General features: G+C 67.4%; 15 protein-coding genes. 6 read left to right on the top strand and 9 right to left on the bottom strand.

Annotation, left to right across the window (positions count from 1 at the left end; translation table 11 throughout):
* The first annotated feature begins 330 nt into the window (after window positions 1-330).
* Window positions 331-1,599 (top strand): cation:proton antiporter, encoded by a 1,269-nt coding sequence (locus EGH23_RS11465; RefSeq protein ID WP_220580132.1) that lies wholly within the window; start codon window positions 331-333, stop codon window positions 1,597-1,599.
* A 716-nt stretch (window positions 1,600-2,315) separates the two neighbouring features.
* Here EGH23_RS11465 and EGH23_RS11460 read toward each other — a convergent pair.
* Window positions 2,316-4,292: an aconitate hydratase gene (locus tag EGH23_RS11460; protein WP_220580131.1), complete on the bottom strand. Its 1,977-nt coding sequence runs from the start codon at window positions 4,290-4,292 to the stop codon at window positions 2,316-2,318.
* Window positions 4,293-4,436: 144 nt separating this feature from the next.
* On the opposite strand from EGH23_RS11460, the gene EGH23_RS11455 reads away from it, so the two are divergent.
* The 4 genes from EGH23_RS11455 (at window position 4,437) to EGH23_RS11440 (ending at window position 6,547) form a co-directional block, all read left to right on the top strand.
* On the top strand, window positions 4,437-4,901 hold the full coding sequence (locus EGH23_RS11455) for a deoxyuridine 5'-triphosphate nucleotidohydrolase (RefSeq protein WP_220580130.1): 465 nt from the start codon (window positions 4,437-4,439) through the stop codon (window positions 4,899-4,901).
* A gap of 192 nt (window positions 4,902-5,093) precedes the next feature.
* Window positions 5,094-5,747 carry a helix-turn-helix domain-containing protein gene (locus tag EGH23_RS11450; protein ID WP_220580129.1) on the top strand — a complete coding sequence of 218 codons (654 nt, stop codon included), beginning with the start codon at window positions 5,094-5,096 and terminating at the stop codon, window positions 5,745-5,747.
* 97 nt (window positions 5,748-5,844) lie between these two features.
* Window positions 5,845-6,123 (top strand): HalOD1 output domain-containing protein, encoded by a 279-nt coding sequence (locus EGH23_RS11445; protein WP_220580128.1) that lies wholly within the window; start codon window positions 5,845-5,847, stop codon window positions 6,121-6,123.
* 43 nt (window positions 6,124-6,166) lie between these two features.
* Window positions 6,167-6,547, top strand: coding sequence for a methylglyoxal synthase (locus EGH23_RS11440; RefSeq protein WP_220580127.1), 381 nt, complete (start codon window positions 6,167-6,169; stop codon window positions 6,545-6,547).
* Window positions 6,548-6,549: 2 nt separating this feature from the next.
* On the opposite strand, the gene queC is transcribed toward EGH23_RS11440, so the two are convergent.
* The 8 genes from queC to EGH23_RS11400 all read right to left on the bottom strand — a co-directional run bounded on the left by queC (window position 6,550) and on the right by EGH23_RS11400 (window position 13,788).
* Window positions 6,550-7,248, bottom strand: coding sequence for a 7-cyano-7-deazaguanine synthase QueC (gene queC / locus EGH23_RS11435; RefSeq protein WP_220580126.1), 699 nt, complete (start codon window positions 7,246-7,248; stop codon window positions 6,550-6,552).
* Between the two features lie 23 nt (window positions 7,249-7,271).
* Entirely contained in the window at window positions 7,272-8,081 is an 810-nt protein-coding gene (locus EGH23_RS11430) for a 7-carboxy-7-deazaguanine synthase QueE (protein WP_220580125.1), read from the bottom strand.
* A complete protein-coding gene (locus EGH23_RS11425; RefSeq protein ID WP_220580124.1) occupies window positions 8,081-8,530 on the bottom strand; it encodes a 6-pyruvoyl trahydropterin synthase family protein in 450 nt (149 codons plus the stop codon). The genes EGH23_RS11430 and EGH23_RS11425 overlap by 1 nt, the downstream gene beginning before the upstream one ends.
* A gap of 493 nt (window positions 8,531-9,023) precedes the next feature.
* Entirely contained in the window at window positions 9,024-9,758 is a 735-nt protein-coding gene (locus EGH23_RS27025; RefSeq protein WP_220580123.1) for a DICT sensory domain-containing protein, read from the bottom strand.
* Entirely contained in the window at window positions 9,755-10,159 is a 405-nt protein-coding gene (locus tag EGH23_RS11415) for an ArsR/SmtB family transcription factor (protein WP_220580122.1), read from the bottom strand. Before EGH23_RS11415 ends, EGH23_RS27025 begins: the two co-directional genes overlap by 4 nt.
* Before the next feature lie 67 nt (window positions 10,160-10,226).
* A complete protein-coding gene (locus EGH23_RS11410; protein WP_220580121.1) occupies window positions 10,227-11,489 on the bottom strand; it encodes an ABC transporter ATP-binding protein in 1,263 nt (420 codons plus the stop codon).
* Window positions 11,482-12,585: an ABC transporter ATP-binding protein gene (locus EGH23_RS11405; protein ID WP_220580120.1), complete on the bottom strand. Its 1,104-nt coding sequence runs from the start codon at window positions 12,583-12,585 to the stop codon at window positions 11,482-11,484. The genes EGH23_RS11410 and EGH23_RS11405 overlap by 8 nt, the downstream gene beginning before the upstream one ends.
* A gap of 3 nt (window positions 12,586-12,588) precedes the next feature.
* A complete protein-coding gene (locus EGH23_RS11400) occupies window positions 12,589-13,788 on the bottom strand; it encodes an ABC transporter permease (RefSeq protein ID WP_236044767.1) in 1,200 nt (399 codons plus the stop codon).
* Window positions 13,789-13,962: 174 nt separating this feature from the next.
* On the opposite strand from EGH23_RS11400, the gene EGH23_RS11395 reads away from it, so the two are divergent.
* Entirely contained in the window at window positions 13,963-14,907 is a 945-nt protein-coding gene (locus tag EGH23_RS11395) for an ABC transporter permease (RefSeq protein ID WP_220580119.1), read from the top strand.
* The last annotated feature ends 132 nt before the right edge of the window (window positions 14,908-15,039 follow it).

The raw sequence follows: 15,039 nt of genomic DNA, 5'->3' as shown, positions 1-15,039 counted from the left end.
CAAAAAGGCCGGTCGCGCAGAGCGCGACCGGTGAACCGGCGGCTTCGCCGCCGGATGCTATCGCAGGCCTGTCCTTCCCTGTCTTCGTGAGCAACGCGAACGAAGGCTCGTCAGACCCGCTCTGACGGCGGGTCGTTCACGGACGGCTTTGTCGCCCTTTAGTTCGGGAGACCGGAGGTCTCCCGGCGCGCGACAGAGCGCACTCCCGGCCCCGACAGCAGTCGGTCCACCATCCTGACCACGCCGTAGAGTCTCGGTATCACGCCACTCCCCTCGCGCGGTTCGGTTGCAAGCCGGGGCGGTAAGCGTCGTGAATCCCGAGAAGAAACAATGGTCGAGACGTACGTACTCGGACTCGTGTTGTTGGGGGCCGTTGCGTTCGCGGCGGCGGTGCTCCCGGAGGCGCTCGCAGAGCGCTGGGCATCGCCGCCGCTGTTCTTCGTCGCCTTCGGCGCGGTCGCGTTCTCGGTCCCCCACGGGATACCCGCGCCCGACCCGATAGCCCACGGCGACATCGCCGAGAAGTTGGCGGAGTTCGTCGTCATCGTCTCGCTGATGGGCGCGGGGCTGAAACTCGACCGCCCGTTCTCGCTCCGGACGTGGACCTCGACGTGGCGGTTGCTGGTCGTCACGATGCCGCTGACCATCGCGGGCGCGGCGCTGCTCGGCTGGTGGGCGCTGGGGTTCGTCCCCGCGACGGCGCTCCTGCTGGGAGCCGTCGTCGCCCCGACCGACCCGGTGCTAGCTTCGGACGTGCAAGTCGGGCCGCCCGGCGAGGGCCGCGACGCGGCGGACGACCACCACGAAGCGCGGGAGCACGAACACGAGACGCGGTTCGCGCTCACCTCCGAGGCCGGTCTCAACGACGGGCTGGCGTTCCCGTTCACTTACGCCGCCATCCTCGTCGCCGGGTCCGGCTTCGCCGGGGCCGACTGGCTGGGGAAGTGGGGCGGGATGTACGTCGGCTACAAGATCGTCGTCGGCGTCGTGAGCGGCCTGGTCTTGGGCTATCTGTTCGCGCAGCTCCTGTTTCGCTTCTCGCCGACGACGCGTCTGGCCGAGGCGGTGGAGGGCGCGGAGATACTGGGTGGCACTCTCCTCGTCTACGCGATAACGGAACTGGTCCAGGGGTACGGCTTCATCGCCGTCTTCGTCGCCGCGCTGCTGGTTCGGCACTACGAGCGCTCTCACGACTACAACCAGGCGCTCCACGACTTCTCCGAGGTGACCGAACGCCTGGCGATGGCCGTCCTGCTGACGCTGTTCGGCGGCGCGCTCGCCACCGGGCTGCTGTCGCCGCTGACGTGGGAGGTCGCGGCCATCGGGTTGGTACTCCTGTTCGTACTCCGACCGCTCGCGGGCGCGCTAGGTCTCTTCGGGTCGCCGCTGGAGCGGAACGAGCGGACGACCATCGCGTTCTTCGGCATCCGCGGCATCGGCTCGTTCTACTACCTCGCGTACGCCCTCAACAAGAAGTCGTTCGCGCAGTCGGAACTCCTCTGGGCGCTCGTGGGGTTCGTCGTCCTCGTCTCCATCGTCGTCCACGGGATCGCCGCCACGCCGGTCATGGAACGGCTCTCGCGTCACGGCGACGCGTAGGCGGAGACAGGATAAGCTATCCGTTCACGAGAGAACGAAAGGTGGGAGCCAAAAACCGGATAGACCGGTCGAATCCGTAGAGACGCCCTACGGGAGTAACCACACTCCGAGAGCGATGACGAGCAGAAATGCGAGAATCGGAATGAGAAACTCACGAAAGACTCTTATCGGCGCTCGAAGCGTCGCTCTCAGTGTTCGCAATTGCCCAGAAAGAAACCCGGGGAATCCAGAATTCGCGTTCGTTTCGTGGTCTCTCCGTGGTTGCGCTTCAGCATCTATCGACCCATCGAGATTCACGTCGGGACTGGACTCGTATTTCGGGTCCGGAGTCGTTCCGTAGGTTCGAGCCCGGCTAGAATCTAGTGGGGCTGGACTGCTGGTGCTGGTATCCGAGAGTTCGTCTTTTCGTGCTGGTCGAAGCGTTGTCCCCCCGCAGTTTCGGCACTCCTTGGGGTTTTGCGTGTGTAGTTTGCCACACCGCCCACAGGCCCAATTCATCGAGACGTAGTTTCCTGCCCTGTATCAAATAATTGTCTGTTGGATTGGAAATACAGTTTGGATTGCGAGGTAGTGTTACTATGGCTGTGAGAATTTCGCGCTATCGCTGTCGCTCATCAGTTCGCGCGAAAGAAAGGGGAAAGTGAGGCTTTCGTCCGTCTCACGGCGCTTCGCGCCGTTCGACCTATAAGAGACTTCTCGCTACGCTCGAAGTCTCTCTAGTCGTCGGCGGGCGCGGCGTCGCCGCCCTCTTCGTGCTGCTTCTTCGTGTGGGGGAGCTTGCCACCGGCGGCGAGGATCTCGCGCTCGCGCTCGGAGGCGTCGAGCGAGGCCGAGGCCTCCCAGTCGTCGTTGACGCGGATGGTGAACTCCTCCTGACCGGAGCGGACCGCCTCGGCCACGTCGTCGACGATATCGACGTCGTCGCCCTGCTCGATCTTGTCGTAGGTGTCCTCGTCGATCTCGAGGGGCACGATGCCGAAGTTGAAGAGGTTCGCCTTGTGGATGCGGGCGAAGCTCTGAGCGAGGACGGACTCGATGCCGAGGTACATCGGACAGAGGGCCGCGTGTTCACGCGAGGAGCCCTGACCGTAGTTCTCGCCGGCGACCAGCACGCCGCCGTCGGACTCCAGAGCGCGCTCTGCGAACGTGTCGTCGACGCGCGAGAGCGTGAACTCCGAGAGCTTCGGGACGTTCGACCGGTACATCAGGATGTCCTGCGTGGCCGGGATGATGTGGTCGGTCGTGATGTTGTCCTCCATCTTCAGCAGCGCTTCGCCGCCGACTTCGCCCTCGAGCGGGTCCTTCAGCGGGACGTCGCCGATGTTCGGGCCCTTGATGAGGTCGTCGTCGACGGCCTCGTCGGGGGCGATGAGGTCCGACTCGGAGTTGCCGGTGTACTCGTCGGGCATCTCCAGGCCGGGCGCTTCGAGGTCACCGAGCTCGTCGGCGAGGTCGCGCGGGTCTACGATTTCGCCCTTGATGGCCGCCGCGGTGGCGACCTCCGGCGAACAGAGGTAGACGTTGTCGTCCTCGATGCCGGAGCGGCCCTCGAAGTTGCGGTTGAAGGTCCGCAGCGAGACCGAGTCCGAAGCCGGAACGTGGCCGATGCCGATACAGGCACCACAGGTCGCCTCGGAGAAGTTGACGCCGGCGGCCATCATCTCCGCGGTCCAGCCCTGTCGGGCCAGCATCTCGGAGGCCTGCTTCGAACCGGGCGCGACGATCATCTCGGTCTTCTTGTCGGTGTTGCGGCCCTCGAGCATCTTCGCGCCGGGGAGGATGTCCTCGTAGGCGCCGTTCGTACAGGAGCCGATGATGACCTGCTCGACGTCCGTGCCGGCGACTTCGCCGACCGGAACGACGTTGTCGGGCATCGACGGCTCGGCGATGAGCGGCTCGATCTCCGAGAGGTCGACGACGATCTCGTCGCTGTACTCGGCGTCGTCGTCGGGCTGGAGCTCCTCGTAGACGTCCTCGCGGTCGAGGCGCGAGAGGTAGTCCTTCGTGTTCTCGTCGGTCGGGAAGATCGAGGAGGTGGCACCGAGCTCGGTGCCCATGTTGGTGATGGTGGTCCGCTCGGGGACCGTCAGCGTCTCGACGCCGGGGCCGGTGTATTCGAGCACCTTGCCGACGCCGCCCTTCACGCTGAGACGGCGGAGCAGCTCGAGGATGACGTCCTTGGCGGTGGCCCACTCGGGCAGTTCGCCTTCGAGTCGGACGTTGACGACCTCGGGCATCTCGATGTAGTACGCGCCCCCGCCCATCGCGACGGCGACGTCCAGCCCGCCCGAACCGATGGCGAGTTCGCCCAGGCCGCCGGGGGTCGGCGTGTGGGAGTCCGAACCGAGCATCGTCTTGCCGGGTTCGGCGAAGTTCTCCTTGTGGACGTTGTGACAGATGCCGTTGCCCGGGCGCGAGAAGTGCGCGCCGAAGGTGCCGGCGGCCGAGCGCAGGAAGCGGTGGTCGTCAGTGTTCTTGAAGTCGAACTGGTAGGTCTGGTGGTCACAGTACTGGGCGGCCAGTTCCGTCTGGACCTCTTCGAGACCGAGCGCCTCGAACTGCAGCCAGACGAGCGTGCCGGTCGTGTCCTGTGTGAGCACCTGGTCGATCTCGATACCGATCTCCTCTCCGGGTGTCAGCTCCCCTTCGACGAGGTGGTCGTCGAGAATCTTTTCCGTGAGCGTCTGTCCCATAACGTCCGACAATCGACGGCCCGCGCGTATAAATCCCGCGTATTCCACCCTATTTTTCACCAAACGATACCCGCGCTCGACGCCGGTTCCGGTTCTCGCTGGTCGAACGGCAGCGTTTTCGCGGTGGCGGCCGGAGCCGCCAGTATGTTCAAGAGCGGGCAGTTCGTCGCCGACAGACTCGGCGACGTGCGCGACACACAGGTCCAGCCCAACGGCGTCGACCTCACGCTCGGTGCGGTGTACGAACAGATCGAACCCGGTCGCATCGAGAGGGGGAACAAGACCGTGGGCGAGCGCCGGGAAGTCGAACGGGAAGACGGCGTCTACGCGCTCGACCGGGGCGGGTACGTCGTCGAGTACGCCGACCGCGTGGTCATCCCGGAGGGACACGTCGGCTTTCTCTACCCCCGGTCGTCGCTGCTTCGGAACTCCTGCATGCTCGATACGGCGGTGTGGGACGCCGGTTACGAGGGCCGAGGCGAGGGACTCCTCGAAGTGCACCACCCGATCGAACTCGAAGCGGGTGCGCGAATCGCACAGCTCGTCCTCGCGGAGGCCGCCCACGAGGGGACTTACGAGGGAAGCTATCAGCGGGAGAACCTGGACTAGTTCTACCGAGCGGGACTCCGTGGCACGGTAGGCGTATGTTTATGTGGGACCACCGAGTAGTACAACCCGGTGTTCCGGAGATGTCGACCGATCTGTGCCTCTGACAGCCCGTAGATCCGACCTCCGACACCGTTTTTGCGTCGGACGATCGTCTGCCAGCGTTTTATACCGATGCCAGACCGACTCCCACACATGATAGCGGATTTTCACGTGGAGTCGGCGTGTCTCCGGCGAGCGGATGAGACGGCCCGCGACGTCTCGATACAGCGTCTCCACGCGCGCGAGCAGCGATGCCGACTCGACGTCTGGGTCGACGAGTCCGACCGGCTCGAGGCCGAAGCGGTGGTTTCGGGCGACGACGTGCGAGAGGCGACCCACGTCGGCGCGGAGGCCGGCGGTCACTGGTTCGTCGTCGAGGCGACGGACTCGGCGTTGCTGCCGGTCGGGCGCGCGCTGTCGTCGGTCGACGGGATGTTGGTCCACGCCGACCGGACCGACGAGGGGTGGGCGGTCCGAGCGCGGTTCGCCGACCGGAGCGCCGTCCTCTCCTTTCGCGAAGATATCGTCGCGGACGGCGTGACCGTGGATTTCCGAAGCGTCCTCGCGGACGACGACGAACCGTCCGCGGACTTCGGCGTGACCGCCCCGCAGCGAGAGGTGCTGTTGCTCGCCGCGGAGTCGGGCTACTTCGCGGTCCCGCGGGACGCCTCCCTCTCGGACCTCGCGGCGCGACTCGACATCTCCAGTCAGGCGGCGTCCGAACGTCTCCGACGGGGGACGGGAACGCTCGTCGCCAACACCCTCGCGTCCCCGCACCGACCCGTCGTCGGATCACGTCACCCCTGACTGACCACCCCTTCCGTGGAGAGCCGCGCTTTCGAGCTATTTCACGTTCTGAAACCACCCGTACCCCGTTATATCGCTCGGGGGGAATAGGACTGGTATGAACTCGGACGAGGGGACAGTGTACATGATACGGGGCCGCGCCGCCGACGAGGGCGGCGACGAGTGGGTCAGTCCCGAACCCGCAGACGACGTGATCACCGACGCCGTCGTGGACGCGACGGACCGCACGGCGGGCGAGATCGACGCCATCGAGACGTACGTCGACGCCGACGAACTCCGGGCCGTCCTCGGCGACGGCGACAGCGAGACGATCACCTTCGACGTGGCGGGTCACGACGTGACCGTCACGGCCGACGGCGAGGTCACCGTGGACTGAGAGAACCCACATACCTTTGGCCGGCGGCGACCTTAGCCGAGGTATGACACGCGTCGCGCTCATCGCCCACGACGACGAGAAACCGGAGATGATCGACCTCGTGCGGGAGTACGAGGACGTCCTCTCGAAGTTCGACCTCGTCGGGACGGGCACGACCGGCAAGCGCATCTCGGAGGAGACGGCCCTCGACATCGAGCGCAAACAGAGCGGGCCGCTCGGCGGCGACACCCAGATAGGGGCCGAAGTCGCCGACGACCGGATGGACGCGATCGTCTTCCTGCGGGACCCGCTGACCGCACAGCCGCACGAACCGGACATCTCCGCGCTGCTCCGCATCTGCGACGTTCACGACGTGCCGATGGCGACGACACGCACCTCCGCCGAGTACGTGCTGGACGGTCTCGCAGCCGACGGCGACGAGTAGGGCTACTCGGCGTATTCGGGCCGCTCTTCGTACGTGATCGGGTCGCGCTCGCCGAGTCGCTGGAACGCTTCGAGTCTGAACGCGCAGGCGTCGCAGGTGCCACAGGCCGGTTCGTCGCTCCGGTAGCAACTCCACGTCTCCTCGTAGGGAACCCCGAGTTCGAGGCCCCGTTCGGCGATGTCCGTCTTCGACCACTCGACGAACGGCGCGGTCAGTTCGACGCTCGTCTCGGGTTTCGTCCCCGCGTCGATCACCCGCTGGAACGCCTCGAAGAAGGCCGGTCGGCAGTCCGGATACCCCGAGAAGTCCTCGCTGTGCGCGCCGATGAACACCGCCGCGCAGTCGTTGGTCTCCGCGTAGGAGACGGCCATCGACAGGAGGTTGGCGTTCCGGAAGGGGACGTAGGAGCTCGGGATCTCCTCGCTTTCGGTGTCGGCCTCGGCGACGTCCATCCCGTCGTCGGTCAGCGACGACCCGCCGATTTGCTGGAGGTGGCTCGTCTCGACGTGACAGAAGTCCGCCGCGTCGACGTGGTCGGTGAGGGCGCGAGCACACTCGTACTCTCGCTGCTCGGTGTTCTGGCCGTAACTGGTGTGCAACAGATACAGGTCGTCGTATCCGCGCGACTGTGCCTCGTAGGCCGCCGTGGCGCTGTCCATGCCGCCGGAGGCGAGCACGACAGCGCGGTCGTCGTGAGTCATGTTATAGCTTCGATTGGGAGCGCTCAGGTGCCCGGGGCGTCGTTCCAGAGGTCGACGTGCAGCCGCGGCGTGTAGCGGTAGCCGCGTTCGATCGCCAACTCCGCGACGACCTCGCGGGTCTCGTTCAACCGCTCGCGCGTCTGCCCCTCGGGCATCAGCAACACCCGGTCGTCGGGCAGGGGGGCGTCGGTCGCCGCTCGCACGCGCGAGACGAGCGTCTCGATCTCGTCCACGTCCCCGGGACCGGTGACGACGAACTTCAGTTGCGTCTCGTAGCGTTCGAGCAGTCGGGCGAGCGTCTCGACGTCGAGTCGCCGCCGTTCGTGTCGGTCCGCCCACTCGCCGTCGCCCTTCGGGTCGCGCTCCTCGGTCGGCGTGCTCGACGCGAGCTTCGGGCTGACGCTGGCGAGGTCGATTGGAGCGTCGCGATAGACGGTGCCGTTGGTCTCGACGGTGGTGTGATACCCCCGGTCGGCGAGCGCTTCGAGCAGGTCGACGCTCGCGTCGTGGATCAGCGGCTCGCCGCCGGTCAGGACGACGTGGTCGGCGTCGAACTCGTCGATGGCCGCCACGAGGTCCGCGACGCCGTACCAGTCGCCGGTCGGTTCCCAAGAGGTGTGATAGGAGTCGCAGAACCAACAGCGGAGGTTACAGCCGCTCGTGCGGACGAACACGGACGGGACGCCGGCCAGTCGCCCCTCGCCCTGCAGCGAGCAGAACAGCTCGTTGATGGGGAGACTGTCGTCGCTGTCCCCGTCACGGTCGCTATCTTGCCCCTCGTCGCGCCGCTCGACGGTCTCGCCGAGCGCGTCGGTGTCGTCGGCGACCGGCATCAGCGGGTGCAGAGTTCGCTGGTCTCCCGAACGGTGACGCCGACGTCCGAGACGGTGTCCGGGAGCCGGTCGGTCAGCCGCCGTTCCAGCACCGCGGCCATCACCTCGGCCGTCGGCGGGTGGTCGAGGACGACGACGCTCTCGCCGTCGCCGCTCTCCTCGAACGCCTCGACGAGCGGGTCGCCCGCCTCCAGCAGGAACCGGTGGTCCCACGCGTCGACGACGTCGGTGACGACGCCCTTGTCGACGATCCAGCCCTCGTCGGTGAGCCGGCCGGTGACGCGGACGGTCACCTCGTAGTTGTGCCCGTGCGGCCGCGAGCACTTCCCCTCGTGGTGCATGAGCCGGTGTCCCGCCGAGATGCGAAGCGGGCGGTCGCCGCCGACGACGAGTTCGCGGTCGTCGGTCCCGGCGACCGGATCGTCGGCCGTCGATATTCTCTCAGTCACACTCCGTGATTATCACGGGGCGATATAAACGCCTCGGCTACCGCTCGCCGGTCGTCGGCCGCCGCTCGATAGCCGTCGCTTCGAGAAGTCGTGGCAGTGCGGCACCGCGCCAGGTGGGTAGCGCGGTGCCGAATGGGGGGATTGGTGCACGTGACGCCCCCGAACGCGGGGGCGGTCACGTATCCGCTGACTGACGACGGCAGGAGACGGGTCGGCCGGGGAAATGGCTGTAGACTCCGTTCGGCATGGACTACGGGACCGGTCGTGGGTGGGTGGGATGACCGGTCGCGCGTATCGGCCCGACGACCTGCCACCTGTACCCACTCACCGCTACGATAAATACTCTACGAAATATGTTACTTCCGAACCGAGTAAGTTCTTTCATCCAGATACCAGCCACTTGACGCCGGTACAGCGACAGTATAGAATTATCTGGTGTTGTCTGTCTTATGATAGTACTGCGTAAACTCCGCGCCCGATGTACGGCGTTCACTCACTCGACGGCCGCGAACGCCCGGGCGATCAGTTCCCGGTCGTACGTCCAGACACCGCGATACTGGCCCGGAGCGGTCTCCTCGGCCACGAGACCGCAGTTTTGCGTCCCGTCGCCGCCGTCCTCGAAGAGGACGAACCAGTAGCGACCGATCTCGTCCGAGGGTTCGACGTGGACGGTCAACGGGGCGTCGTCGAGGCGATCGGTGTCGACGGCAGAATCGACGTAGACGTGGACGTCGATGTCGGTCGTCGTCGCTAACTGACGGTAGAGCTCCGCCTGCGCGGCGAAGGCGTTCGGCGACTGAAAGCCGACGTGGAGACGGCCGCGACCGGTCCGCCACGCGCGGTCCTCGAACTCCCGAGAGGTCGCCAGCAACTGTCGACGGTCCAGCGTGACGAACAGCGTGTCGTCCAGCAGCTCGAAGATAGCGCGGTGTTCGAGGTCGACCGAATCGAGGTCCCCGGGTCGCTCGATGGGCGGCGCGAGGAACACGAGGAGGTCGGCGAGCGAGATTGCGCCACGAAAGCGACCGTCGTCGCGGATCACCACGAACGCGTCGTCACCGATAGTCGGGAGGGTCCGATGTTCGACGCTCACGTTACGCGTCGAGAGCGTCTCCGCGAGGTTCCGCTCGGTCCCGTTGGGCGCGTAGACGACGACGGTCTTCCGCCGTCGAGCGACCTCCGCGAGAATCCCGCCAAGGGTCGGTGCGCCGATGTCCGCGGGAGTCACTGTCGGTTTTCGACGGCGCGTTCGTACTCGTCCGCGAACTCGAAGAGCTCGTAGACGGCGTCGGGGAGCGACCTGAGCCGAACCTCGCCGCTGTCCTCGTCGTACTCCACGAGACCGGCCTCCGTCAACAGCGGGAGGTGCGCGTGGACGAGTTCTATCTTCACCTGCGCCCACTCGTCGGGTCCGGCCGGACCGTCGGTCGTGGTCGCCATCCCGACCAGGACGTCCGTCAGATCGTCGAGCGCGATCGTCTCTTGGGTCGCCAGCAGCGCGAGCAACTGGCGACGCTTGGTGTTAGCGACTGCCCGGAACAGGTCGTCAGGCGGTGGCCGTATCGATGCGCTATCGAGCGACTCGGCATCGAGGGACGTTTCCAGAGGCCGGTCGTTGGACGGAGCCATCTGTACTCACGCGTACAAGTTCACGCGGTAGCGTGATATATGTTGTTCAATCGTTAACCACCGCGCCTCAGCCGGACCCGCCGGGATCGACGAGCGGCTCTCCGGCCCGCTCGGGCTCGTAGCGGTGACACTGCACCGAACGGTCTTCGAGGTCGGTCGTCTCGGGCGCCTCGCGCTCGCAGACGGTCGGGAGCGCGTCGGCGAGGCGCTCGCTCGCGCGAGACGGGTCCCCGTCGGCCACCGCTGCGGCGGCATCCGCGACTGCGCGTTCGGCCGCCTCGTCCGAGATCTCGCCCGACACGTCGAGGGCGTCTCGGACCGCCGCGGCGTCGGTCGCGGCGGCGGCCGCGGAGGGGAGGTCGCCGCCCTGGAGCGCGAACCGGAACGCGGCGACGGCGCGCCACGTCTCCTCGGGCAGCGAGACCCCGTCGGGTCGAATCACAGCGGGACAGCGCGGATGGAACCGGCAGCCGGCGGGCGGATCGGCGGGGTCGGGAACGGCGTCGGTCAGCGGTTCGCCGAGGCCGCGGTCGGTCGGGTCGAGCGAGGGTACGGAATCGAGCAGGAGGCGGGTGTAGGGATGGGCGGGCGCGGTCAGCACCTCGTCGGTCGGTCCCCGTTCGACGACTTCGCCGAGGTACATCACCGCGACGCGGTCACAGAAGCGCCGGACGACGTCGATGTCGTGACTGATGAACAGCACGGAGACGCCGAACTGCCGGCGGACGTCCGAGAGCAAGCCCAGGATCTCGGCCTCGACGCGGGCGTCCAGCGCGCTCGTCGGCTCGTCGGCGACCAGCAGGTCCGGGTCGACGACGAGGGCGCGGGCGACGGCCAACCGCTGTTTCTCCCCGCCGGAGAACTCGTGCGGGTAGCGGTCGGCGTCGGTCGCCGATAGGCCGACGCGTTCGAGGAGGTCCGTAACGATGGCCCGGCGACGTTCCGCGTTGGCCATCCCGTGGAGTTCGAGCGGTTCCGCTACGGCCTCGCCGACCGGAAGTCGCGGGTTGAACGCCTCGTTGGGATCCTGGACGATAAGCTGGACGCGGCGGCGGAACGCGCGCTCGTCGGCTCCCGAGAGATCGCGCACGGGGGTCCCCTCGAAGCGGACCTCGCCGCCGGTCGGCGTCTCCAGGCCGAGGATCGCGTGGGCCGTCGTCGTCTTGCCGCTGCCGGACTCGCCGACGAGACCGACCGCCTCGCCGCGGCCGACGGCGAGGTTCATACCGTCCACGGCCCGCACGCGGCCGACCTCTCGGCGAAGCAGCCCCTCGGTGATGGGATAATGTTTCTTCAGATCGTCGACTTCCAGCAGCGGGCTCTCAGTCATCGTCCTCCTCGATTCCCGTCGGGCCGGCCGCGCGGGCGTCGGCCAGTAGGTCGTCCGCCCGTCGGTCCTCGGCGTAGTAGACGCAGGAGGCGGTGTGGTACTCGTCGCCGGCGACGGCGTACTCGGGCGGTTGATCCGGTCCCGAACACGCTTCGATAGCGTGGGGACACTCCGCTCGGAACCGACAGCCGTCCTCGGGCACGTCGTCGCGTGCGGGCCGATCGGACCGCCGCGCGAACCCGTCGTAGCTGTCGAACAGCGCCTGGGTGTAGGGGTGGGCGGGCCGCTCGAAGACGGCTTCGACGGGGCCTCGCTCGACGATAGTGCCGCCGAACATCACGAGGACGCGGTCGGCGGTCTCGGCGACGACCCGCAGGTCGTGGGTCACGAGCAGCAACCCCATGCCGTCGTCGAGTAACTCTCTCAGCAGCGCCAGCAAGCGGGCCTGTACGGTGGCGTCGACGGCCGTCGTCGGCTCGTCGGCGACCAGCAGGTCCGGATCGGCCGCCAGCGCGACGGCGAGGGCGACCCGCTGGCGCATTCCGCCGGAGAACTCGTGGGGGTAATCCTCGACCCGTTCGACCGGGTTCGGGATGCCAACGCGGCCGAGCAGTTCGACGGCGCGATCGCGGGCGGCCTCGTCGCTCACTTCGCGGTGGATTTCGACCGCTTCGACGAGTTGCGCGCCGACGGTGTACACCGGGTCGAGGGCGTGCTGAGGGTTCTGGAAGACGTGGCCGATGCGGTCGCCGCGAAACGCTCGCAGATCCGTCTCCCGGTCGTGGAGCGACGTGCCGTCGAAGGAAACGCTACCGCCGATCATCTCGGCGGGCGGACTGGGGACGATCCCAGTCAGCGACTCGCAGGTGACGCTCTTGCCGCTGCCGGACTCGCCGACGAGGCAGACGGCCTCGCCGCGGTCGACGGCGAATCTCACGCCGTCGACGGCCCTGACGGTCCCGCGGTCGGTGTGGATGTGCGTCCGGAGGTCGGTGACGTCGAGCAGCGGCGCGTGGTCGTCCGACTCGGTGTCGCCGGACGCGGTCTCGGCGGAGGCGGACTCAGTAGGTCGTGACGCGGAGTGATCAGTGGGCATGAGTCAGTTCTCCGTTCGGGGGTCGAAGGCGTCCCGGAGGCCGTCGCCGGCGAGTTTGAACGCGACGACGGTCGCGGCGAGCGCCAGCGCTGGCACCGTCGAGACCCACCAGACCTCGTGGGGGTACATCGGGTCGGTCGAGAGCCCCTCGGCGATGGTCGACCCCCACGAGTGGCGCTCGATGTCGCTGAACCCGAGGAAGGCGACGCCGGCCTCGGCGACGACGAGGACGGCGAAGAGGTGGAACACCGCCGGGACGAGCGTGTTCGTGACGTTCGGGAGGACGTGTCTGGTTGCGAGGTACCGGTCGGACGCCCCGAGGCTGTGGGCGAGGCGGACGTAGCCGTCCTCGCGGCGCTGGAGCACCTCGCTCCGGACGAGTCGGGCGATGCCGCCCCAGCTCAGCAGGCCGAAAGTGAGGAGCAACAGCAGGAGCGAGGGGCCGAAGTACATGTAGCCGACGAAGTACAGGAAGAGGGCGGGGACGCTGACCTGCACGTCGACGTAGGCCATCAGCAGGTCGTCTAAGCGACCGCCGCGCAGGCCGGCGGCGACGCCGACGGCGGTGGCCAGCGGAACGATGAACGCGGCCGTGAACGCGACCACGTAGACGGCGGTGCGAGCGCCCGAGATGAGCAGGTAGTCCAGCGGCTGTCCCCGGTAGTTCGTCCCGAGCGGGTAGTACAGCGTCCCGCGACAGTAGCGCGTGATACCCGGCCCCCGTAACACCTCGCCGAGACAGCCCGTGTTGTAGATTCGGGCGGTGAAGCCGACCGGCGGCTGGTACGCGTAGTTGAACGCGAGCGACGGCTCGCCGAGGACGGGCGCGGCGACAAGGCCGAGGACGGCGACGAGGCCGAGCGCGGCGGCGCTCCCGAGGAGGGCGGTCCGCGTGCGAACGGCCCGGATAACCCGACGAGCGGACCGGGGACGCTGGATCGCCGGGACGACGCCGTAGGCCGCGAGACAGACGGCCGCGAGCATGACCGCCCAGTCGACGGGCGTCGCCTCCCACGACCCCACGAGGTAGACGTGGGCGACGTAGGCGTCGTACAGAAAGAGGCCGAGGACGACCGCGACGCCGAGCGCGAACGCGATCCGTTCGGGCGTCGCTCGGCGACGCCGCGGCGCTATCTCCGCCCATTCGACGCGCTGAAACCGCGGCGGCTCGCTCGGTTCGTCCGACTCGTCCATGGAGGGCATGCCAAACCGACCCACGGAGTGGCATAAACCTACCTGTTCTGCACGCCCCCACATTCGCCGCCGGATTTTTGACGCGATCGCGCCCAACAGAGATCTGATGCTCTCCCTGAGCGTTGCCCCGTCGCACGTTCGAACATCCGGTCGTCCGGTAGGCCCGCCCCCGGAGTGGTCCGTGTGAGAATTCTCCGCGTCGTCGCGTGGCGCGCGCTGTTGGGGCTGCTCTCCGCGTGGACGGTGCTGACGGCGGTGTTCGCGCTCTTTACGCTCACCGAGGACTGGGTGCTTGAACAGCGGCTCGGGGCGCTCAAATGGCGAGGGGCGGAGGAGCAGACCGTCGACCGGGTCGCGGAACAGTACCTCGCCGCACGCGGGTTCGACCGCCCGCTCTGGGCGCAGTACGTCGACTGGCTCGGCGACATGCTCACGCTGGAGTGGGGCACGTCGTTCCGGGTCGGCGAACCGGTGTTCCCGCTGGTCGTCGGGTCGGTGGCGCGGACGGCGGCGTACGTCCTCCCGGCGCTGGTCGTCGCCGTCGCCGCTGGCGTCTCACTGGGGCTGTACGTCGCGTTGAACCCCGAGAGCCGCCTGGCGGACTACGGTCTCGGGACGGCGTACGCGCTCTTCGCGGTACCGAACTTCTGGATCGGCGGTCTCCTCGTCTCGCTCGCCGCCGGCGGCGTCGTCGCCCGGCCGCCGCTCCTCTTCGGCTACGTCCTGCCCGCCCTGCTGACCGCGACGACGATACTCGGCGGGGTCGTCAGCTACGCCCGGGCGTACTCCGTCGAGTACGCGTCGGCGGAGTTCGTCCGCCTCGTGACCGCGAAGGGCGCGTCGAAGCGACGCGTCGGCGCCCACGTCCTGCGCAACGCGGCCATTCCCGTTCTCTCGATGGTGTTCACCGAGGTCCTCGCGCTGCTGGTGCTCGCGGTGTTCGTCGTCGAGGTGCTGTTCGGTATCGAGGGATTCGGGCTCCTGCTGTTTCGATCCGTGCAGGAGCGGGACCTGCCGGTCTTGCTCGGGGGCACCCTCGTCATCATCGCCGTCGGCGTCCTCGGCAACGTCGCGCAGGACCTCTCGTACGGCGTCCTCGATCCGCGCGTCGGCACCGACAAGCGATAGGGTCGCTCCCGCCGCGTTCACCCCAGCGAGAACCGTCGCTTTCTGCCTCTCTGTTCTAGCCGTTCCGGTCGCGAACTCTCCGTCACTGGTACGAAACCGGCTGTAGATCGAAGTAACTGACAGCGAAACAGC

This window comes from Haloarcula nitratireducens (assembly GCF_019599505.1).
This window is presented reverse-complemented; position numbering and strand designations above follow the sequence as displayed.